Source organism: Rahnella sp. RFA10(1/100), from assembly GCF_004195115.1.
Classification (GTDB): Bacteria; Pseudomonadota; Gammaproteobacteria; order Enterobacterales; family Enterobacteriaceae; genus Rahnella; species Rahnella perminowiae.
The window spans coordinates 715,194-736,346 of the sequence record NZ_SEWR01000002.1; the positions used below are offsets into that span (position 1 = coordinate 715,194).

The following is a 21,153-nucleotide window of genomic DNA, read 5'->3' on the forward strand; positions in this document are numbered from 1 at the left end:
TTTACATCTCCAGAAAGTTTTTCAGCAACCGTGCGCCTGCGGCACCGGAACGCTCGGGATGAAACTGCACGCCAAAGAAATTATCTTTTTGTACAGCAGCACTGAAGGGCGCACCGTAAAGTGTCTGGGCAACCGTATTTTCGCATACCGGCATCGCAAATCCGTGGACGAAATAGAAGTAGGCATTTTCATCAATGCCGCGGAATAAATGGCTGTCGGCATTGGCTGTGACCTGATTCCAGCCCATATGCGGCAGCGGCAAACCGAAATCAGGCATGCGTTGCACGGGGGTGTCGATAATACCCAGCGTATCAATACCGCCATTCTCTTCACTGGAAGAGGCCAGCAGTTGCATGCCCAGGCAAATACCCAGTACCGGTTGAGTGCAGGCTTTGATAAGCCCGATCAGCTCACGTTGTTCGAGCTGTTCCATGGCGGCCTGTGCCGTGCCAACGCCCGGTAAAAATAATTTGTCAGCCTGCAACACAATCTCCGGGGAGCGACTCACCACAGGCTCATAGCCCAGGCGCTGAACCGCATATTTCACGGAGGAGAGATTGGCGCAGCCGGTATCAAGGATAACGACATTCATCACAGCACTCCTTTCGAACTCGGCAGGGTGTTGCCATCGACACGAATTGCCTGGCGCAGTGTGCGGCCAAAGGCTTTAAACAGGCTCTCAACACGGTGGTGATCGTTCTTACCTTTGGTTCGCAGGTGCAGGGTACAGGCCATCGCATAAGACAGTGAACGGAAGAAGTGTTCGACCATTTCCGTGCTCAGGTCACCGACGCGCTGATAGTTAAATTCAGCTTTGTATTCAAGGTGCGGACGCCCGGAGATATCCAGTGCACAGCGGGCCAGACATTCATCCATCGGCAGCACAAACCCAAAACGGCCGATACCGCGTTTATCGCCCAGCGCTTTGTTCAGGGCTTCGCCCAGCGCCAGCGCGGTGTCTTCCACCGTGTGGTGATCGTCGATATACAAATCACCTTTCACTTCGATGTTCATGCGAAAACCGCCGTGGGTGGCAATCTGATCCAGCATATGGTCAAAGAAGCCGACACCGGTGCGGATTTTGCTTTCGCCTTCGCGATCGAGCCAGACATCCACTTCAATTGCCGTTTCGCGGGTCACGCGGTTTACTTTTGCATGACGGTCACGTTTGGTCAGCTGTTCGGTAATACTGGCCCAGTTCAGCGTATCACGCTGATAACGCAGCCCGGTGATGCCCATATTGGCGGCCAGCTGGATATCCGTGTCACGATCACCAATCACATAGCTGTTTGCCGTGTCCAGTACACCGCTTTCCAGATAACCCGCCACCAGTTTAGTTTTCGGTTTACGGCAATCACAGTGATCGGCGGGCAGATGCGGACAAATCAACACGTCATCGAAAACGATGCCCTGAGAAGTCAGTATCTGCATCATCAGGTTGTGTGGCGGGTCGAACGTTTCCTGCGGGAAACTGGCCGTGCCCAGACCGTCCTGATTGGTGATCATCACCAGCTTAAAGCCGGCATTTTGCAGCGCTAATAACGCCGGAATGACACCCGGTTCGAGGGCCAGTTTGTCCAGACGGTCGACCTGAAAATCTTCAGGTGGTTCGGAAATCAGGGTACCGTCGCGGTCGATAAACAGTGTTTTTTGCAATAACGGACTCTGGCTCACATGTGCTCCTTGCGGGGGCTATTTTGATTTTTATTGAAGGTCGTGGCGGTGGCCGCCGGTAACAGTTGCAGGGCAGTAATCACGCGTTGCAGCTCTGTCCGTGTACCGATAGTAATACGCAGACAGCCGGAAAGTCCCGGTTGCTTGTTCTGGTCACGCAGGATAATGCCCTGATCCCAGAGGTTTTTAAATACGGCGCTTGAAGCGGAGAAGCGTGTAAGCACGTAGTTAGTGTCACTGGCAAAAACCTCTTCTACACAGACACATTTTTTCAGTTCTTCCAGCAACCATGTACGGTTTTCTGTTATTTCAGTGACACGCTGGCGCATTAACGCCAGTCCTTCCGGGCTCAGGGCCTGTGCGGCAATATCGGCCACCGGCGTAGATAAAGGATATGGCGCGATCACTTTCATTAATAAGCCAATCAGGTCGCTGTTGGCGAGTGTAAAGCCGCAGCGCAGACCGGCAAGGGCAAACGCTTTGGACAGCGTGCGCAAAATGGCCAGATGCGGATATTCCTGTAACCAGCCGGAAACTGTCGCCTGCGGGCAGAATTCGATATACGCCTCATCGACCGCCACAATGGCGCGCCCGCGGGTCATGTCCAGCACGGCCCGGATCTCATCCGGGTCGATGATATTGCCGGTCGGGTTATTCGGGCTGCACACGTAAACCAGTTTCACGCCCTCCAGTGCGGCTTCAATCGCCGGAAGATCCAAAGACCAGTCGGCTTTTGCGGCCACGGTCCGGCCTTCCACGCCTATTGTCTCGGCACTGACGCTGTACATCCCGTAAGTCGGCGGGCAATAAAGAATAGCGTCTTTACCCGGCTCACAGAATGCACGGATCAACAGTTCGATGCCTTCATCTGCGCCGCGACTGACCAGCACCTGTTCCGGATCCACACCGGCGTAAGCGGCGTAGCGATTGATGACCACCGCAGGCTGACATTCCGGATAACGGTTAAGGGTTTGCTGCGTCAGTTCGAACTGTGGCGCGATGGCGTATTCGTTAGCGTTAAGCCAGACATCTCCGTTGCCGCCCAGACGGCGGGCAGACTGATACGGTGTCAGTTCCCGGACATTTTTTCGTGCCAGCGCCTGAACGCTGAGGTTATTTTCATTGCTCATCGCGTTGCTCCTTCAAAGCCTTCACACGCAAAGTCACGGCATTTTTATGTGCGGTAAGCTGTTCAGCCTGCGCCAGGGTTTCAATGGTATTCGCCAGTCCCAGCAAACCTTCAGGCGTTAACTGCTGAACGGTCATGCGTTTCTGGAAATCTGCCAGACCGAGGCTGGAACAGGTGGCCGTGTAACCGTAAGTCGGCAAGACGTGGTTGGTGCCGGAGGCATAATCGCCCGCTGATTCCGGTGACCAGTCACCGAGGAATACTGAACCGGCGCTGGTGATACTGTCGACCAGTTGCTCCGGCTCACGGGTTTGCAAAATCAAGTGCTCCGGACCGTATGCATTACTGATTTCAATACACTGCGCGATGTCTTTCGCCACAATCAGCCGGCTGCTTGCCAGTGCCTGACGGGCAATCTCGCTGCGGGATAATGTCTGCAACTGACGTTCAACGGCTTCGCCGACCGCCTGCGCCATTTTCAAATCCGGCGTCAGCAAAATTACCTGTGAGTCCGGGCCGTGTTCTGCCTGGGAAAGTAAATCAGAGGCGACAAAATCAGGTGTTGCGCCACTGTCGGCAATCACCAGCACTTCTGAAGGCCCGGCTGGCATATCGATTGCCGCGCCGTCCAGGCTCTGACTAACCTGACGCTTGGCTTCGGTGACGTAGGCATTGCCCGGCCCGAAGATTTTCGCCACACGCGGCACGGTTTCGGTACCGAACGCCAGCGCGGCAATGGCCTGCGCACCGCCCAGCTGATACACCTCTTCCACGCCGCAAAGCTGCGCGGCATATAAAATTTCATCGGCAATCGGCGGCGGAGAACACAGAACCACTTTCTGGCATCCGGCAATCCGCGCCGGTGTCGCTAACATTAATACGGTCGATACCAGCGGCGCAGACCCGCCGGGGATATACAGCCCGACAGACTGAATAGGGCGCGTCAGTTGCTGACAGCGCACCCCCGGCTGTGTTTCGATATCCACAACGGCCAGCTTTTGCGCCTGATGGAACGTGTCAATGTTACGCACGGCATGCGCCATCGCCTGTTTTACATCATCGTCTAAACGCGTTGCGGCTGCCTCGATTTGCTGTGCGGTGACACGCAATTCCTGGACTTCAGTTTTATCAAAGCGGGCGCAAAACTCGCGCAGCGCACTGTCACCTTCACTGCGCACGCGGCGCAGGATTTCGCTGACAGATTCGGTAATACGGTCAGACGCCGACATTGCCGGGCGTGTCAGCAGCTCGCGACGCTGTAGCTCGTCGCATTGCTGCCAGTCAATCGGGGTAGTAAACGCGTCAGGCTTCATGGCTTACTCCATCATTTTTTCGATTGGCAGAACCAGAATGGAACTGGCGCCCAGCGCTTTCAGTTTTTCCATCGTTTCCCAGAACAGCGTTTCGCTGCTGACCATGTGCATGGCCACGCGTTGCTGGTCGCCTGCCAGTGGCAGAATAGTCGGACGTTCAGCACCCGGTAACAATGCAACGATTTCGTCCAGACGCTCACTTGGCGCGTGCAACATAATGTATTTGGATTCGCGGGCCTGAATAACGCCCTGAATACGGGTCATCATTTTGTCGATCAGCAGCTGTTTTTCTTGTGGCATGTCGCCGTCGCGCTGGATAAGACAGGCTTTGGAGCGGTAAATCACTTCCACTTCACGCAGGCCGTTAGCTTCGAGCGTCGCACCTGTGGATACCAGGTCACAAATCGCATCTGACAAACCAGCGCGTGGCGCAACTTCTACAGAGCCGTTCAGCAGACAGGATTTGAAATCAACGCCTTTCTTGTCGAGGTATTGTTTAAGCAGGTGCGGATAAGAAGTGGCGATACGGGCGTTTTGCAGGCTTTGCGGACCGGTGTAATCCGTGTCCAGCGGGGTGGCCAGGGAAAGACGGCAACCGCCAAAATCCAGACGACGCAAGGTGAAATAGCGCGGGTCTTCGCCCTGAGCGCGGCGGCTCAGCAACTCTTCTTCCAGTACGTTTTCACCAATAATGCCCAGATCCACCACGCCATCCATCACCAGCCCCGGGATATCGTCATCACGTACACGCAAAATGTCGATCGGCATGTTTTCTGCGAAGGCGATCAGACGCTGTTCCTGCAGGTTGATTTTGATCCCGCAGCGGGCCAGCAGTTCGCGTGATTCATCGCTCAGGCGACCTGACTTTTGCATTGCTATCCGTAAACGTGTTTTATCCAGCATGATGACCTCAGTTTCTTAATTATTTATCGTAAAAATCATTTGTTTAAAGGCGTTAACTTCAATCCGTCAGGCCAAAAAAAAGCCCCCGGAAGAAATCTTCCGGGGGCTATCTCTGCGTTCTGCGCCACTGGAAGATCTAAACAGTCTCCCAGCACCAATCGCCTGAAAGACTAGTCAGGGTGATGGTGATGATGGTGGTTAATCAGAACGTTTATCATGTCAGTCTCTCAGTATGTTCATTGCTGTGCGGCGTGATTCAGATTTGAAACATTCGCAACACAGACTGCATTCGCTGCCAATAAAACTAAACGATCGGGCGGCAACAGCGCAACCTTTTTTTCCGATGATGAGTTTTTCTTATCCACGTCGGGTGTTTCATCGGATAAATGAATAATTCGTTAACAGACACAGAGAAAACCTTACGCTGGCTGAACGGAGAAAAGGCGATGTTTGCTAATATAAAGGAAGCGGTATCAGCAAAGGGTGTTGTGAGGCCCGATGCCAATGAAACAATGGAGCAAAGTATGAAGAAGGTTTCGATTATCGGACTGGGCTGGCTGGGAATGCCACTGGCGATGGCACTGGCTTCTAAAGGCTATGAAGTCGTGGGCAGTAAAACCACGCCGGATGGAGTAGATGCCGCAAGAGCGGTGGGGATCGAATGTTTCCCGCTGGTGTTTACGCCGCAGATGGAATGTGCAGCGGAAGATCTCGATCAGTTGCTGAATGTCGATGCGCTGATCATCACCTTGCCTGCACGCCGGACAATGGAGGGCAGCGAACTGTACTTCCAGGCGGTACAGCTGTTAACTGACAGCGCGCTGGCGCATAACGTGAAACGCATTATTTTCACCAGCTCGACGTCTGTATACGGTGAAGGAGACGGTGTGGTGCGCGAGGGATCTGCGCTTGAGCCGGTCACGGCCAGCGGAAAGGTGCTTAAAGAACTTGAAAACTGGCTCCATGGTTTGCCTAACACATCGGTTGATGTGCTGCGTCTGGCCGGTCTGGTGGGTGGCGATCGTCATCCCGGTCGTTTCATGGCCGGAAAGACGCAGGTCAAAGGCGGCCAGCAGGGTGTTAACCTGGTACATCAGGATGATGTCATTTCGGCAATTACATTGCTACTCAGCCTGCCCAAAGGGGGCCATACATTTAACCTGTGCGCGCCTGTGCATCCGGCCAAAGCTGAGTTTTATCCGGCGCTTGCCAGACAGATGGGGCTGGAGCCGCCAACATTTGCTGAACCTGCTTCAGCAGAGAAGGGCAAAATCGTCGATGGCGAACGGATCTGCAAAGAACTGGGATTTGAATATCAGCATCCTGATCCGCGAATCATGCCTTTTTAATCATCAGACGCGATTTAAATAATACAACGTTATGACCTGTCGGAAATTTCGGCAGGTTTTTAAAGTATCCGCTGCATTTACGTTCAGAAAACAGCTTTCTCATTGTGAAAGAGACTATTATTCATCATGGGCTCGCCTATTTTAATCTCTCTGCTTAATTAGCCGGTTTAATCGCAGATGATTTTTGAAGCCGGTTGTCTTATCTCCGCTGACCTCCCTGTTAAAAATGCGTTTAAATCATCCCCCGGGCAGTAAAACTGGCGGCAGATGCTGATTTAGTAATAAAATTCCTATTCATGAACTTTTTGTTTGCCATTGCGCGGTATAAATCACTTTTTTAAGCACAATCATTAAAGTTTTCCTGAACATTTGCCGATAGGTAAGTACGGCAAAGCATGGCCGTTTCATCACTTCTTCTTATCAATCCGCTCCCGTTGCCGGATGTTTCCGCATGCCCGATCATAAATTCTTACAATCCTTGTCTTTTTATTTTTAAAGCTGCATGGTTGCTCACGATTTAAGAACAGTTAACGCGTATTTCCTTCACAATCCTTTAGGACAACTCCCCGTAAAGCCTTGCACTGCCTGGGTTGGGCACCTTAAGCACAATGATCATGCTATTTGAAATTCGCAGCATAAATATCTGCATGAACTGTTAATTCCCCCTGTCTGTGCTGATGATTTGGCTTTGTATGGCCTTTGTACAAATTGATCTAAAAAAGGCTAAAAAAGACAGTTTGAAGACAGCTTTTTAGACGCTTTTTTACTTTTGGCTTAAAACTGCGCAAATTTTTACGATAAATTGCACTTTCAGGAACAAAATAAATTTTAAAAGTGTGATCTACATCACACTTTATTCAAAATTCGTCCACGGTAAGATTGTATGTATAAAGGAAACGGGGTTAGAGTTGCGTCGTAGTAAGATTATTCCTAATAATGTATGTAAAAGCGTTTCACAGAATGAGGCGCCATCACAGCAACGGACTCTGCCAGTACACCAAAACTAAAGTGTTTTTCGATTACTTAGCAGCCCAATTGTCACAATTAATTTAGTTTACATCAGGAACAACATTGTATTGGCGGTGAAGTAAATACCGCGGGGTAAATCTAATTGTCATCGTGAGATTTATTAATCAGCCAATGATCCAATTGTTTTGATAGTAAAAAATACTCCTGTCACGCCGGGTAAAACTCTTGCTGCATGGAATATGTCTATCAATCCGCCGTCTTAAAAAAACGGCATCGGTTACGGGGTAGAACAGAATGTCCGAATTGCTTAAGCACATATATGATATCAACCTGTCATATTTACTGTTGGCACAGCGTTTGATTAACGACGAAAAGGCCTCAGCGATGTTTCGCCTGGGGATCGACGACGTAATGGCAGACACCCTGAGACAGCTGACGCTGCCTCAGATGGTGAAGTTAGCTGAAACGAACCAGCTTTTATGTCAGTTCCGCTTTGATGACAGTAAGACAATTGAACGCTTGACCCAGGATTCGCGTGTGGATGACTTACAACAAATTCATACCGGTATCTTGTTGTCCAGCCACCTGCTGAAAGGTCTGGCTGCGAAAGACAGCGGCGCGATGAAGAAAAGGGCGTAGCTATGTCTGGTAAAGATGCGTCAACCAAACCGGCAGAAAAAAGCATTGTTCAGGAAGCGCGGGACATTCAGCTGGCGATGGAACTGATTACGCTGGGTGCCAGATTGCAGATGCTGGAAAGCGAAACGCAATTAAGTCGCGGCCGGCTGATAAAACTGTACAAAGAATTACGAGGAAGTCCTCCCCCGAAAGGCATGCTGCCGTTCTCTACTGACTGGTTCATGACCTGGGAACAAAATATCCATTCTTCCATGTTTTACAACGCTTACTCTTTCCTGCTAAAGAGCGGCCACTGTAATGGCGTGGAAGCCGTGATCAAGGCTTACCGTTTATATCTGGAACAGTGTCCTGAGCAGCCTGGTGAAGCGCCGATCCTCGCGCTGACACGTGCCTGGACATTAGTACGTTTTGTCGACAGCGGTATGTTGCAGCTTTCAGCGTGTAACTGCTGTGAAGGCTCATTTATTACCCATGCACACCAGCCCCGCCACGGGTTTGTTTGCAGTCTTTGCCAGCCCCCGTCCCGAGCAGTAAAAAAACGTAAACTTTCCCCGCAGGTTGCCGATATAACATCTCAAGAGCTGGACGAACAGGTCAAGCGCGCAGTTTGAGAGAGTTGGGTAGCAGTAAGTCGTTCTGAGCGGTGGCTACCACCGCTCATCAATTCCCCCCTGACATCTCAGTCATTCTTTGACCTCTTTTTTGCAAGTTCTGTGGCAAAAATGGGCCAGACACATGGCGCGCGCTTTACCTCGCCCTAAAACCACATCGAATTAAGGATTCATCGTGCTAGTGATAATAGGTTACATCGTGGTGTTGGGCTCAGTGTTCGGCGGTTTCATGCTCGTCGGCGGTGAACTGGGCGCGTTATACCAACCCGCAGAATTGCTCATCATTGGCGGTGCCGGTATCGGTGCCTTCTTCGTCGGTAATAACGGTAAAGCGATCAAATCCACAATGCGTGCGCTGCCTCAGCTGTTCCGCGCATCGAAATACAACAAAGCGTTGTATATGGATTTGATGGCGCTGCTTTACCGGGTATTAGCCAAATCACGTCAACAGGGGATGCTGTCGCTGGAAAATGACATCGACAATCCGGCCGAAAGTGACATTTTTGCTAATTATCCGCGCATCCTTGCCGATAAACATTTAGTCGAATATCTGACTGACTATCTGCGACTTATGGTCAGTGGCAACATGAACGCCTTTGAAATCGAAGCGCTGATGGACGAGGAAATCGAAACTTACGAGCACGAGAGTGAAGTGCCGGCGAACAGCCTGGCGCTGGTCGGTGACTCACTTCCGGCATTCGGTATCGTCGCTGCGGTCATGGGGATCGTACATACCCTGGCGGCGGCAGACCGTCCGGCTGCGGAACTCGGGGCGCTGATTGCCCATGCCATGGTCGGGACCTTCCTCGGTATCCTGCTGGCGTACGGTTTTATTTCTCCGCTGGCCAGCGTGTTACGCCAGAAGAGTGCTGAAAACGCCAAAATGATGCAGTGCATTAAGGTGACATTACTGTCGAGCATTAACGGTTATGCGCCGCAAATTGCCGTCGAATTTGGCCGTAAAACGTTGTACACCTCAGAGCGACCTTCCTTTATTGAACTGGAGGAGCACGTTCGCCAGGTCAAGTCGCCGGGTCAGAAACAAACTGAAGAAGAAAAAGTATGAAGCATCAAAGCCATCCAATCGTTGTTGTACGTAAGAAAAAGAATAAGCACGGCGGAGGGCATCACGGCGGTTCGTGGAAGATTGCTTACGCTGACTTTATGACAGCGATGATGGCTTTCTTCCTGGTGATGTGGCTGATTTCCATCTCCAGCCCTAAAGAACTGGTGCAAATTGCCGAATACTTCCGTACACCCCTTGCGGTGGCGATCACCGGCGGGCCACGCAGCAGCGACGCAACCAGCCCGATCCCGGGCGGCGGCGAAGACCCGACCGTGCAGGACGGTGAAGTGCATAAAATGGATCAGTCGCAGGGTGAAAGTAAGCGTGAATCGGATGATTTACAGCGGTTGCAGCAAAAGCTGGAAGATATGCTGGCGTCGGATCCGCGGCTAAAAGATTTACGTCCACACCTGATGATTAATCTGACCGAGCAGGGCTTGCGTATTCAGATTATTGATAGCAAAAACCGCCCGATGTTCCAGCTTGGCAGCGCGATTGTTGAGCCGTACATGCGCGATATCCTCAGGGCGATTGCACCGGTGCTGGATGATTTTCCGAATAAAATTAGCCTGGCGGGCCATACCGATGATATGCCGTATGCCACGGGCGAACGCGGCTACAGCAACTGGGAACTGTCGACTGATCGCGCCAATGCTTCACGTCGCGAGATGGTAACAGGCGGCCTCAGTGAAGGAAAAGTCCTGCGGGTGATGGGCATGGGGTCTTCCATGCAGCTGAAAAACCATCCGGCAGGTGATGCTATCAACCGTCGTATCAGCATTTTGGTCCTGAACAAACATGCTGAAGAGGCGATTGAACGGGAAAACAGTGAGGGCGAGGCGATCACGATCAGTGACGCTGGCGAGCTGCAAAGACAAGTACAAGGCACACGAACAGTGCCGGCATTAGCACCACAAATGAGTCCGGCACCGGCAGCCCCGGCGTTAGCGCCACAGGCAAGCCCGGCACCGGCAACACCAGAGAAAGCACCATCAATACCCGGGATTGAGACGCAGACGCCAGTGACACCATCGGCAGGCGCTCAACCTGCGACGGCAGCTCCAGCTGCCGCGGCGGGCACGGCACCTGCGACACATTAACAAGCCGCGATTCACAGCAGAGGTGATCACGTGAGCATGGATATTACTGATTTTTATCAGACATTTTTTGATGAAGCAGACGAGTTGCTGGCGGACATGGAACAACATCTGTTGTTGCTTGATCCGCAAGCGCCTGACATTGAGCAACTGAATGCGATTTTCCGCGCAGCGCACTCAATCAAAGGCGGTGCAGCGACGTTTGGATTTACGGTTTTACAGGAAACGACTCACTTACTGGAAAACCTGCTCGACGGTGCTCGTCGCGCTGAAATGAGCCTGAGCACTGACATCATCAACCTGTTTCTGGAAACAAAAGACATTATGCAGGAGCAACTCGACGCCTATAAATCTTCCCGGGATCCTGACGCAGAAAGTTTTGAATATATCTGTGCGGCCCTGAGACAACTGGCCCTCGAAGCGCAACAGGCGCGTGAACCTGCGCCAGATCTTCACGTGGTTGAAGCACTGGCAGCAGCAGAAACTGCCGCGCCAGCGCCGGTAGCCGCGGCGGGCAAGGGCGATTTACGCGTCCGCCTTTCCGGCCTGAAAACTCAGGAAATTCCTGTGATGCTGGAAGAACTCGGCAATCTCGGGGAGATCAAAGATCCGGTTCAGACTGATGACAGTGTGGAAGCCACCCTGATTACTACAGTGACCGAAGACGACATTGTTGCGGTGCTGTGTTTTGTGCTGGAACCGGAACAAATCAGTTTCACACACGCGCCGGCGTCTGCACCTGCTGTCGCGGTAGCCGCTTCTGCGCCTGCTGTAGCGGAAGTTGCCGCCGCACCGGCGGTTGTTGCCCGTCAGGCTCCGGTACTGGTGGCTGTGCCGAACAGTGAACCGGCTAAAGCCCGTGCACCTAAAGCTCCGGAATCCACCAGCATCCGTGTTGCTGTTGAAAAAGTGGACCAGCTGATCAACCTGGTGGGCGAACTGGTGATCACCCAGTCCATGCTGGCGCAGCGTTCAGATTTATTGGATCCGGTGGTGCACAGCGACCTGCTCAACAGCATGGGTCAGCTCGAACGTAACGCCCGTGATTTGCAGGAATCGGTGATGTCGATTCGTATGATGCCGATGGAATTCGTGTTCAGCCGCTTCCCGCGTCTGGTACGTGACCTCGCCAGCAAACTGAATAAGCAAATTGAACTGACCCTGCTCGGCAGCTCGACCGAACTGGATAAGAGCCTGATCGAACGTATCATCGATCCGTTGACGCATCTGGTGCGCAACAGTCTCGATCACGGTGTGGAAACACCGGAAGTGCGTCTTGCCAACGGTAAAGAACCCACCGGTAACCTGACTCTGTCTGCTGAACACCAGGGCGGTAATATCTGCATCGAAGTGATCGACGATGGTGCCGGTCTGAACCGTGAACGTATTCTGGCCAAAGCGGCATCGCAGGGTATGAACGTCAGCGACAACATGAGCGATGAAGAAGTCGGCATGCTGATTTTTGCCGCCGGTTTCTCGACCGCAGAAAAAGTGACTGACGTTTCGGGCCGTGGCGTGGGCATGGACGTGGTGAAACGAAACATTCAGGAAATGGGGGGCCACGTTGAAATCCATTCTCAGCAGGGCAAAGGCACCACCATCCGTATCCTGTTGCCACTGACGCTGGCGATCCTTGACGGCATGTCAGTAAAAGTCGGTAAAGAAGTCTTCATTCTGCCACTGAACGCGGTGATGGAATCGCTGCAACCGCTGTCAGAAGATCTGCATCCGCTGGCCGGTGGTGAACGTGTTCTGCAGGTGCGTGGTGAATATCTGCCGCTGGTTGAGTTGTACAATGTCTTTGATGTTGAAGAGGCAAAAACCGAGGCAACACAGGGCATTGTGGTGATTTTGCAGAGTGCGGGACGTCGCTATGCATTGCTGGTGGATCAACTGATTGGTCAGCATCAGGTTGTGGTAAAAAACCTGGAAAGCAACTATCGCAAAGTACCGGGTATTTCCGCCGCCACCATTTTGGGTGACGGCAGTGTGGCACTGATCGTGGACGTGTCGGCATTGCAGTCGCTGAACCGCGATAAGTTAGCAACAGGCGCCACCGCCGCATAACAAGCAAAGCTCCCGGCGACTATCAACGCCGCCGGTTGTGAAAAACTCAGGCCGATTTAAAGATAAAAGCAAAGGTGAACAACATGGCAGGACTTGCAACCGTGGCGAAAATTGCGGGCGAAACAGTAGGTCAGGAATTTCTGATCTTTACTTTAGGCGATGAAGAATATGGCATCGATATCCTCAAAGTGCAGGAAATCCGCGGATACGATCAGGTAACCCGTATTGCTAACACCCCGGCCTTTATTAAAGGTGTCACTAACCTGCGCGGTGTTATCGTGCCGATCCTCGACCTGCGCGTCAAATTCGCTCAGGAAGACGTGATTTATAATGAAAACACCGTGGTGATCGTACTGAACTTCGAAAACCGCGTTGTCGGGATCGTGGTTGACGGCGTGTCAGATGTCCTGTCGCTGAGCCAGGAGCAGATCCGCCCGGCACCGGAATTCGCCGTGACCATGTCGACTGAGTACCTGACCGGGTTGGGTTCGCTCGGGGACCGTATGCTGATCCTGGTGGATATCGAGAAACTGCTGAGCAGTGAAGAAATGGCACTCGTTGATAGTGTGACGAAAATTTGATTTTCGTTTGTTAACGTCAAAGTCAAGGTCGTGGGCGCCGGCCCACACCGGGTTAAGGGGCGTAAACGCGCCCCTTAACAATCCTGCGTTTTTTCACTGCGCGCTGTCGCAGGTACGACGGACATGTTTCGCGGCTTCTGTGTGTGGCGCAAAATCTTGTCGCGTTGCGATGCCTTCTCTCGGTCCTGAAGCCCCCGGTCTTCAGGCCGCTCCGTTCAGCAAGATTTTTGAGCACGCCAGTCCCGACCGAATAAAAACCCCGTTCTGATTCTCTCGCAAAATCAAATGCGGAAGGGTGTTGTCTTGCTCCTTCCCCTGCGAAGGGGAAGGCCGGGATGGGGTATTAATGGCATCTCTGCAACTCACTGCAAATTCTAAAAACTCCCTGGAAGCAGTATCCCATTCCCGCGATTTGCCCATTTTTAATGTGTGGATATCCCGTTATTGTCTCCTCGCTGCGGCACAATCCGCAGTCGGGCTTAGGAACCCGGTAAACTGTAAACGCTCATAGAAAATGCGTTGTCGCTTCGCTTTACTGATTGAAAAGTGGATTTTTTATCACTTATGTAATATATCAATTGGTGGCTCAGGCGGGGCAGCCTTAGGGCTGGTCGGTTTCCAGTTTTCCGATTCCTAACCTCGTCTGAGTTACCACCCATGAGCTTAGGAACTCCGGTGGTAACGTAACGCCTTAACTGGAGCCATTGAAATGACCACTCAGACCAACAACACACCCCCCGATTCATGGACACTCACCGATCGCTGCCGGTTACTGGCAAATGCGCTGGTGAATCCGCAAAACAAAGGTGCGCAGGACAGGCTTTGTATGATGCTGCACAACCAGCTCGAATGCCTTGAGGCGTCCTTATCGCAACCCATCCCGGAGCACCGGAAAGATTTAGGCATACCGCTGGACGACGGCTTATTTGATTACGCCGAGCTTGAGCCCGATGAACTTTGCGATCAGTGCATGGCGCTGAACTTCACACTGATGACGCTGCAAGACAGAAAGATAAAAGAAATTATCGCGTTTATCCTGTGGGAACGTTTCGAAATGCTGCGCTGCTCACTGTATGCCTCCACGGAGGAAGCCGCATGAACAAAGACTGGCATCAGGCCGATATTATTGCGGCCATTAAAAAGAAGGGCACCACGATGGCGGCAGTTTCACGCCGTGCGGGGTTGTGTTCCTCAACGCTCTCAAATGCGCTGACCCGCAAATGGCCGAAAGGTGAAAGGCTGATCGCCGAAGCCATCGGCGTAAAAGCCGAAACCATCTGGCCGAGCCGCTACACCGAAATCAAATACAACTGAGATCAGCTCCCTCCCCTGCGAAGGGGAGGGTTGGGGTATTAATGGCATCTGCGAACTAACCCTCTTTTTTGCACTTTCGCTAACCCATTGATTTTACTTAATCACTCAGATCATCAAAAAAAGAGGGTATTTTTGCCCAAACAGGCATAATCTTTTGCAGTTCAAAGGATAAACCTGAAAACGCAACAGTTCACTGCCGTACAGGCAGCTTAGAAACTGGCGATTGAAATCATAGAAACGCAAATCAAGTTCACTGCCGTACAGGCAGCTTAGAAATGAAAGAAAAACGGGAGGCGATAGCTGTATGGGTTCACTGCCGTACAGGCAGTTCACGAATGCAATAACTCACTGTTTTATCTTTAAATAAATCTCCTCTCCAAAACCCCTCCAAAACTCTTCCCCAAAACCGAGCAATAATTAAACGGCGATGACAACCCACTTTTCTTTGCGCTCGTCATGATAGAGCTCAGTCATCTTCGCTGAACTGTGCCCCAGCAATTCCTGAGTGTTGATCCCCTGAGCTTTATACAAGCGTTCAGAAAGAGAACGTTGTTCGTGAAATGTCGGCGCGGTTTTACCTTTTTCAATTTTTATATTTACGCAATCCCGGGCTTCGGCGAATCGTTGTGTTAATGATCCTTCAGCCACTGGTGAACCCAGCGTTGAACCGCCGGAGAGTGTTGAATTATGGACAAGATGTTTACTCAGCACGCGGTCGCGACATTTGTTAATCACATCCCGAACACTCATGTTGATGGCGTCACATCGCAACGAGAGGGGGATCGCTATCCGGATTTTGCCTTTACCCTTTCCCTGGACAACATGAAGCATGTCATCCCAAATATCAGAGAATTTCATTTTTACAATGTCTCCGCGCCGTTGTCCGGTAACTACAGCGAGCAGCATGGCATTGCAGATGTATGGTGATCTGCGTTCTGCCTCGTGATAAATCGCCCACCAGTCATCGAGTGTGAGGCGCTGTCTTGAAACTTCATCCAGCGGTTTACGGGTGGCCAGCGCCGGGTTGAAGCCTGGGGGAACCTCTCCGGCAAACTGTGCTTCTTTAAACATATCGATCCACGCCGCCCGCATGACTTGCGCCATTCTTGTTTTATTTGCATCAACGTATTCGTTTATCAAAGCAGCCATCTCACGTGCGCCAACCTCTTTAAGCAAAATGTTCTGTGAACGCGCCGAAAGAATCTCTGCGCATGCCTTACGCCCCCTGGCGGTTGATGATGCCAACTCTTTTCGTTGCACACGTCGGTCAAGGATGGCTTTGTATTCTTTTACCCATTGTTTTAATCGCATGTTCTGAGCATTGGGGTCGGCTTTTTGCTTCGCAATATCTATCAGGGCGAAAGACTGAGAAGATAATTGCTCTGAAGTTATGCGATTCATTTCAAGAGCCGCAGCGTGCGCGGCATCTGCATCTGTACCAAAACCGATGAACTCTCCCGTAATCGGGTGTCGATATTGCCAGTATGTTTTGTTGTTTCGCTTATCTAACTTGCAATACAGGTTCGGTGTTGAAATGTTGTATTTACGGGGTCTTGCTGCCATTAAGTGCTTTCTCCACTAAACTTCGGGCGCTGGCCGGAAGATGGCTCGATATTTCGACCCGATCAACCATACCAATAAATTTGGCTTCCTCATCAACAACCCATCTACGACCCTGCTTAACGGCCGGCGGATAAGTCTGCCGGGTTTTCGCAATACGATGAAGGGTGGCTTTGCAGGGAGGTTCTTTGAAGCCATTTGGTCCTGCTGCCCATTCCGCTAAAGAAACTAATTGGCCCATACTTTTACTCCACACGTTTAGTTATAGCCGGCTGCACACCGGTTTACTGACTGACCCGAAATCGGCCGTAATATTTCCCAGCTCGCCACCAGGGCATTTTCTCCCCAGGCGGCATTGCTGGCGCAAACTCAACTGGAACAAACCACAGGTTCAGCATTCGTTTCACAAAGACACGTCGGACGAAATGCGAACGGGTTGTTTCAATCATGGCTGCATTCCTAAAGAAGTAATTCCCATTACCACGCTGAGAAAAATGCGATATCCAGTTTCATGAAATAATTTCTCCCAGATTTCAGCGTGTGTGAATCCCTTGCCAGAATTGGCAATCAAATTTCAGTAATAACGATTCACTAAATGCCCCAGTGGACCAGGGCATTTAAGGCCGCGCTATCAGGCTTTGAACTCACCGATAAATGTTTCGACTTCAACGTCGGTGAAGTTGGCTTCCAGTAGTTCACGGAACTCGGTGGCCATCAGCTCTTCAGCTGTTTCCAACTGCACGATCCGCAGAACCAGCACCGGAGCATTGCCGCCGGTCAGCACGCTGTAGCGCAGACGGAATCGGCGTTCGCCAAGGCCTTCATATGGCACGCACTTAAATTCGAAAGCCGCAGGCATAGCTTCTTTGCTTTTTGCCTCTACACTTTCCATCACTGAGCGCTTGGCGCCGAAATCACTGTCTTCATGATCCGCAGAACTGGATGCTTCGATGGTAATTTTACGGACGCCGCCGATCGCTTTCTTGATGTCCAGCACTTCGCCGTCTGCGGTGAAAGCCATGAGGAATTCAGACCAGTCTTCCAGCCACTCGGCCAGATCTTTCTGGGAGTTTTTATCGCCGTTGATGTTCAGTAAAGCCTGGAATGGTGCGGTGCGTTTCAGCTTAAGAACCGCGATATTATCAGCATGGCCTGGTGCAGCCAGCGTGCCGAGGTTAAACACGGTAACCGCCGCCATGTTGTCAGCATTGATGAAACTGCGGACGCCTTCGCCTGCGTAATCTTTGCAGTAGCGTGAGAAATCCTGAATGCTGGCGGTTTCCATTTTCCCGCGGAACCGGAACCGGCCATCTTGCAGGTTTTCCAGCGAATGAATGCGGACCGATTCTGGCAAAGCAACAGCAGGGCAGTCAGCTGATGACAGGCGTTCTTCCACTAAGGCGGAGAGGGACATATCCCGGACTTCTTTGATTGCTGATGCGTCTAAAACTTGAGACATAATAATTTCCTTTTATCGGATGGTTAAACGATGCTTATCGAGCGTCACGGAGTTTGCCGTCTGGATCGCCGCCGATGGTGAACAACTGGCCCTGATCTTCCTGCATGATGGTCAGTTTGCCGCCTTTGCCCACGTACATTGGGGTTTCGGTGGTGTCTTCCTCGGAGGTTTTCCCGCGAGGCGTAGGTGCTGAGAACTTCAATTTGTGAGCCAGCATCACGCGTTTTTCTTCCATCGAATTACTGATCCGGGAAACATCAATCTCGATGGTCACTTTGCCTTTACCACCGTTATTCAGAACACCCAGAGCGGCGGTATTCAGCGCGGCGGCGATTTTGTTTTCGAAAATACCGGCGTCCAGTTCGGAGAGAAACTCCGGGACGTTGGTCATACGACTTTCAGCCATTTTCATGCCCTCATTATCGCGGCGCACACCGCGGGAAATTACTCACACACATAGACAAGGGCGGCCGGTAATGCACAGGGCGTGCTGGGTGGGTGCCAGCGACCCTTGTCTATGCCTGCGAAAAAAGTGGCGGTGGTCATGATCAGAACATTATCTTCGCTCCCCCCTTGGGTAGGTTGAAGAGTCATGCCACCGCCGAAGCAACTACACGCAGCAATTATCGAGGTTCCACGTCGATCTGATTGTGCGGCGGGAGTCGAACCCACAATCGGGTAGGGAACCCGACCATCACCTGATGCTGGCCACAACGGAGAGAGCACTATCGGGACTGTAGGACATTGAAAGCTTTGCCAGCTTGCTCACCGTCAGTGCTCTTTACGTTATGCATTCATTCAAGAATCTAAGCGTCTGCTATACTTGTCATTGGAATAAGAAAATTCTTAATAATCTGGTTAGGATCATCACTTATCCATGAGTTAAAAATGCCCGATATAAAACTTATCTGCGAAAAATGTAATTCTGAGAGATTCAATATCACTTCTGATGTCGTATTCTCTGAGACTATCTCCTCCATCGTATGTGCAGTGTGTAAGCATCCAGTTAACGTTTATGAAGTTGTAACCTTCCGCGAAATTCCATATCTGACGCTCGTCCCTGATTTACCGATCCACTAATCCCTAAACATCGGCAAGAACACTTTTCAACTGTGGTCATGAGTGACTTCGGTTGATGAGTTCCTCAACCCCCAGTGTTTTTGCCGTTGTATGCCTGGTCACTTCTCCACCTCAGGCGGCGGTGGTATCTTGGGAGTTCTCACACAACCAAGAAGGGATAAATCATGCAAGTTCAATCACTTGGCATCATGTGGTTTAAGGATGCAGACCAATACCATCAATTCAGAAAGATATTCACGGACTCTGAAGTTTTGTCAGTCAGTTATTCTGACTGGCTCAGGGACGCTGAGAAAATTGTTAAGCGCTATCAGAACTCTGGGGCAACTGTTATCAAGGCTTATGCGGAGCCATCCGAATTTCTCTCCTGGTGCCTTGCTAACGGAAAAACAGTCGACTCCGAAGGCCGCATGGCATTTGCTAATGCCAAGGCTTACGAGCATTTGATTGGCAAAAGTTAAAGTGACTGGGGTGATGAAAAAGCTCACCCCTCGATTATCTTTTTTTACTTCAACTTTCAATCCACCCCCAGTCTGAACCATCCTGATACCTCATTAAGTTGCTGTACCGTTTTCAGCGAATCATCCAATGCTTCATGTGCCGTCGGCAGGTACTGCGCGGGCATCCACGGTGAGCACTGTTGATGATCTAAATCTAAAATAATTTAGTTTTTAATGCAATAGATAAAACTAAAAATATTTAGATTTTTAGCTAGAAGGTGTTTTGAATGAAGTAGGGCTAATAGGAAGGGGAGATCAACGCCGTCTAAATTTTCGGTGCTCTACCATTACGCCAATTATTGATATGGGTTCTTGGTCAGAATGTTTTGTTGGGAAATCTTGATTTAGAGGCACAAGGGAAAAAATCTCATTACCCCCGGCATCTCTGCCGCGTGCTCTGTATTTTTTGAATGTTGCTTCATGTTCGCCATTCTTCGCTACAACGTAATCACCAGGCAGCGGACCTATGTCCGGATCAACGATAATTAGATCACCTTCAGTAAACTCTGGTTCCATTGACTTCCCTTTGATTTTTAAGGCAAAAGAACGGGGTGATAGTCCTATGTCAGTTAGGATGTAGTCAATATTACCTTCAAGATTGCTTGCGTCCGACGCGGATGTCCAAATACCAGCCTGAACGTAACTAATAATGGGGATCTTACGTGTCCCAAATGATGCGGGAATGATGTTAGAAATTTCTTCTTTACCGTAAAGAATGAAAGCCTCAGAAACTCCGAAAAAAGCCGCCAAATTACTCAAAGATTTCCCACCAGGTTCATTCAGGTCACGTTCCCAGTAGCCAATAGTCACATCACTAACACCTAACGCCTTTGCGACCTGAGCTTGAGTCAGCTTCCTGTCTTTACGAAGGTTTTTTATCCGCTGCCCTTGGGTAAGCATTTTCCATCCTCTTATTGAACCTAAGTTATTTTAGTTTTTATTGATCAAAATAAAATTAAATACTAATATCTAAATTAATTTAGAAATCGGAGGTGTTATGACGACTAGTGACCTTGAAAAATACTTTGGCGAACCCGGTAAAGTCGCTGAGTTTTTTGGGATATCCCCTGAAGCATTTTATTTGTGGAGAAAGCGTCCTGGCCAACTGATCCCAAAAGGTCGAGCTGCCGAGGCTGCATATAGAACCAAAGGTGAACTGAAATACGAGCCAACACTTTACAAAAAGGCTATCACCACTGGTGAAAAGCCATAACTACCAAAGGAAAAACATCATGGTAGACCTGAAATCAGTAGTTAAAGCGATGTGCAAAGCCTATCCCGGTGGTCGATCTGCAATGGCTGGCGCTCTGGGCATGACTGAAACGCAGTTCAACAACAATTTGTACGAAAAGAACGGCTGCCGGTTCTTCGAAATTGCCGAGCTGGAAGCGATGGAAGACATCAGCGGCACTAATCACCTGGCGGATTACTTCGCCCAGCGGCGCGGTGGCTTTTTCGTTGAAATCCCAAATCGCGATGAGCTGGACCACGTTGACCTGTTTATTAAGGGCGTAAAGGTGGCGGCAAAGAGCGGGAAGGTGGATCAGCAAATCAACACGTCTATTGCAGATGACGGCGTGATTGATCAGAACGAGAAGGCCGAGATTATGGCGCTGCATTTCAAGCATTTATCTGCGCGCGATGAGTATGTGAAGTCAGTTGTGGCTTTGCATGAAAGGGTTGACGCCTCAGGAGTGCAGTCCCGAGGCGTCGGCGCATTAAAAACGTGTGTGGAGTAATTAACGCATGAACAGTTTACTCATAAAAGCTGGCGTCCCGCAAATGCGCTGCAATGCGACTGGCGGAAGCAAACAGGCTTTGTCGTACGAAGTGATGGTATCGGGC

22 protein-coding genes and 1 other annotated feature are annotated in these 21,153 nt (G+C 50.7%); of the genes, 12 read left to right on the forward strand and 10 right to left on the reverse strand.

Annotated features, from left to right (window positions below; all coding sequences use genetic code 11):
* Position 1: 1 nt before the first annotated feature.
* Genes hisH through hisG form a run of 5 tightly spaced genes read right to left on the reverse strand, consistent with a single transcriptional unit; the run spans position 2 to position 5,019 of the window.
* Entirely contained in the window at positions 2-592 is a 591-nt protein-coding gene (gene hisH, locus ETV65_RS09895; RefSeq protein WP_129952689.1) for an imidazole glycerol phosphate synthase subunit HisH, read from the reverse strand.
* Positions 592-1,674 carry a bifunctional histidinol-phosphatase/imidazoleglycerol-phosphate dehydratase HisB gene (gene hisB / locus ETV65_RS09900; protein WP_129952690.1) on the reverse strand — a complete coding sequence of 361 codons (1,083 nt, stop codon included), beginning with the start codon at positions 1,672-1,674 and terminating at the stop codon, positions 592-594. The genes hisH and hisB overlap by 1 nt, the downstream gene beginning before the upstream one ends.
* On the reverse strand, positions 1,671-2,804 hold the full coding sequence (gene hisC / locus ETV65_RS09905) for a histidinol-phosphate transaminase (protein WP_129952691.1): 1,134 nt from the start codon (positions 2,802-2,804) through the stop codon (positions 1,671-1,673). The genes hisB and hisC overlap by 4 nt, the downstream gene beginning before the upstream one ends.
* Positions 2,794-4,116: a histidinol dehydrogenase gene (gene hisD / locus ETV65_RS09910; protein WP_129952692.1), complete on the reverse strand. Its 1,323-nt coding sequence runs from the start codon at positions 4,114-4,116 to the stop codon at positions 2,794-2,796. Before hisD ends, hisC begins: the two co-directional genes overlap by 11 nt.
* 3 nt (positions 4,117-4,119) lie before the next feature.
* A complete protein-coding gene (gene hisG, locus ETV65_RS09915) occupies positions 4,120-5,019 on the reverse strand; it encodes an ATP phosphoribosyltransferase (RefSeq protein ID WP_129952693.1) in 900 nt (299 codons plus the stop codon).
* 73 nt (positions 5,020-5,092) lie between these two features.
* Positions 5,093-5,214: a sequence feature (His leader region), on the reverse strand.
* Positions 5,215-5,543: 329 nt separating this feature from the next.
* Here hisG and ETV65_RS09920 point away from each other — a divergent pair.
* The 9 genes from ETV65_RS09920 to ETV65_RS09960 all read left to right on the forward strand — a co-directional run bounded on the left by ETV65_RS09920 (position 5,544) and on the right by ETV65_RS09960 (position 14,712).
* Positions 5,544-6,368 carry an SDR family oxidoreductase gene (locus tag ETV65_RS09920; RefSeq protein ID WP_129952694.1) on the forward strand — a complete coding sequence of 275 codons (825 nt, stop codon included), beginning with the start codon at positions 5,544-5,546 and terminating at the stop codon, positions 6,366-6,368.
* Positions 6,369-7,631: 1,263 nt separating this feature from the next.
* Positions 7,632-7,976 (forward strand): flagellar transcriptional regulator FlhD, encoded by a 345-nt coding sequence (gene flhD, locus ETV65_RS09925; RefSeq protein ID WP_129952695.1) that lies wholly within the window; start codon positions 7,632-7,634, stop codon positions 7,974-7,976.
* A gap of 2 nt (positions 7,977-7,978) precedes the next feature.
* On the forward strand, positions 7,979-8,587 hold the full coding sequence (gene flhC / locus ETV65_RS09930) for a flagellar transcriptional regulator FlhC (RefSeq protein WP_101078668.1): 609 nt from the start codon (positions 7,979-7,981) through the stop codon (positions 8,585-8,587).
* 175 nt (positions 8,588-8,762) lie between these two features.
* Positions 8,763-9,653, forward strand: coding sequence for a flagellar motor stator protein MotA (motA, locus tag ETV65_RS09935; RefSeq protein ID WP_047609299.1), 891 nt, complete (start codon positions 8,763-8,765; stop codon positions 9,651-9,653).
* A complete protein-coding gene (motB, locus tag ETV65_RS09940; RefSeq protein ID WP_129952696.1) occupies positions 9,650-10,753 on the forward strand; it encodes a flagellar motor protein MotB in 1,104 nt (367 codons plus the stop codon). Before motA ends, motB begins: the two co-directional genes overlap by 4 nt.
* Before the next feature lie 30 nt (positions 10,754-10,783).
* A complete protein-coding gene (gene cheA, locus ETV65_RS09945; protein WP_129952697.1) occupies positions 10,784-12,817 on the forward strand; it encodes a chemotaxis protein CheA in 2,034 nt (677 codons plus the stop codon).
* An 83-nt stretch (positions 12,818-12,900) separates the two neighbouring features.
* The gene (cheW, locus tag ETV65_RS09950) at positions 12,901-13,398 is read left to right on the forward strand and encodes a chemotaxis protein CheW (protein ID WP_129952698.1); all 498 of its coding nucleotides are present in this window, start codon (positions 12,901-12,903) and stop codon (positions 13,396-13,398) included.
* A gap of 709 nt (positions 13,399-14,107) precedes the next feature.
* Complete coding sequence (locus ETV65_RS09955) at positions 14,108-14,497, forward strand: hypothetical protein (RefSeq protein ID WP_129952699.1); 390 nt, start codon at positions 14,108-14,110, stop codon at positions 14,495-14,497.
* A complete protein-coding gene (locus ETV65_RS09960) occupies positions 14,494-14,712 on the forward strand; it encodes a helix-turn-helix transcriptional regulator (RefSeq protein WP_129952700.1) in 219 nt (72 codons plus the stop codon). The genes ETV65_RS09955 and ETV65_RS09960 overlap by 4 nt, the downstream gene beginning before the upstream one ends.
* Before the next feature lie 417 nt (positions 14,713-15,129).
* Here ETV65_RS09960 and ETV65_RS09965 read toward each other — a convergent pair whose 3' ends face one another.
* From ETV65_RS09965 to ETV65_RS09980, 4 genes are all read right to left on the reverse strand, one after another.
* Positions 15,130-16,275, reverse strand: a complete 1,146-nt coding sequence (locus ETV65_RS09965) for a phage integrase Arm DNA-binding domain-containing protein (protein WP_129952701.1) — start codon at positions 16,273-16,275, stop codon at positions 15,130-15,132.
* Complete coding sequence (locus ETV65_RS09970) at positions 16,256-16,513, reverse strand: excisionase (protein WP_129952702.1); 258 nt, start codon at positions 16,511-16,513, stop codon at positions 16,256-16,258. The genes ETV65_RS09965 and ETV65_RS09970 overlap by 20 nt, the downstream gene beginning before the upstream one ends.
* Positions 16,514-16,903: 390 nt before the next feature.
* A complete protein-coding gene (locus tag ETV65_RS09975; RefSeq protein ID WP_129952703.1) occupies positions 16,904-17,731 on the reverse strand; it encodes a DUF2303 family protein in 828 nt (275 codons plus the stop codon).
* Between the two features lie 34 nt (positions 17,732-17,765).
* Positions 17,766-18,137, reverse strand: a complete 372-nt coding sequence (locus ETV65_RS09980; RefSeq protein ID WP_129952704.1) for a hypothetical protein — start codon at positions 18,135-18,137, stop codon at positions 17,766-17,768.
* Positions 18,138-18,975: 838 nt separating this feature from the next.
* On the opposite strand from ETV65_RS09980, the gene ETV65_RS09985 reads away from it, so the two are divergent.
* The gene (locus ETV65_RS09985; protein ID WP_129952705.1) at positions 18,976-19,269 is read left to right on the forward strand and encodes a hypothetical protein; all 294 of its coding nucleotides are present in this window, start codon (positions 18,976-18,978) and stop codon (positions 19,267-19,269) included.
* Positions 19,270-19,563: 294 nt separating this feature from the next.
* On the opposite strand, the gene ETV65_RS09990 is transcribed toward ETV65_RS09985, so the two are convergent.
* Positions 19,564-20,208 carry a S24 family peptidase gene (locus tag ETV65_RS09990; RefSeq protein ID WP_129952706.1) on the reverse strand — a complete coding sequence of 215 codons (645 nt, stop codon included), beginning with the start codon at positions 20,206-20,208 and terminating at the stop codon, positions 19,564-19,566.
* A gap of 97 nt (positions 20,209-20,305) precedes the next feature.
* Between ETV65_RS09990 and ETV65_RS09995 the strand changes: the two genes are divergently transcribed.
* The gene (locus tag ETV65_RS09995; protein ID WP_129952707.1) at positions 20,306-20,521 is read left to right on the forward strand and encodes a Cro/CI family transcriptional regulator; all 216 of its coding nucleotides are present in this window, start codon (positions 20,306-20,308) and stop codon (positions 20,519-20,521) included.
* A 19-nt stretch (positions 20,522-20,540) separates the two neighbouring features.
* On the forward strand, positions 20,541-21,047 hold the full coding sequence (locus tag ETV65_RS10000) for a YmfL family putative regulatory protein (RefSeq protein ID WP_129952708.1): 507 nt from the start codon (positions 20,541-20,543) through the stop codon (positions 21,045-21,047).
* Positions 21,048-21,153: the final 106 nt, after the last annotated feature.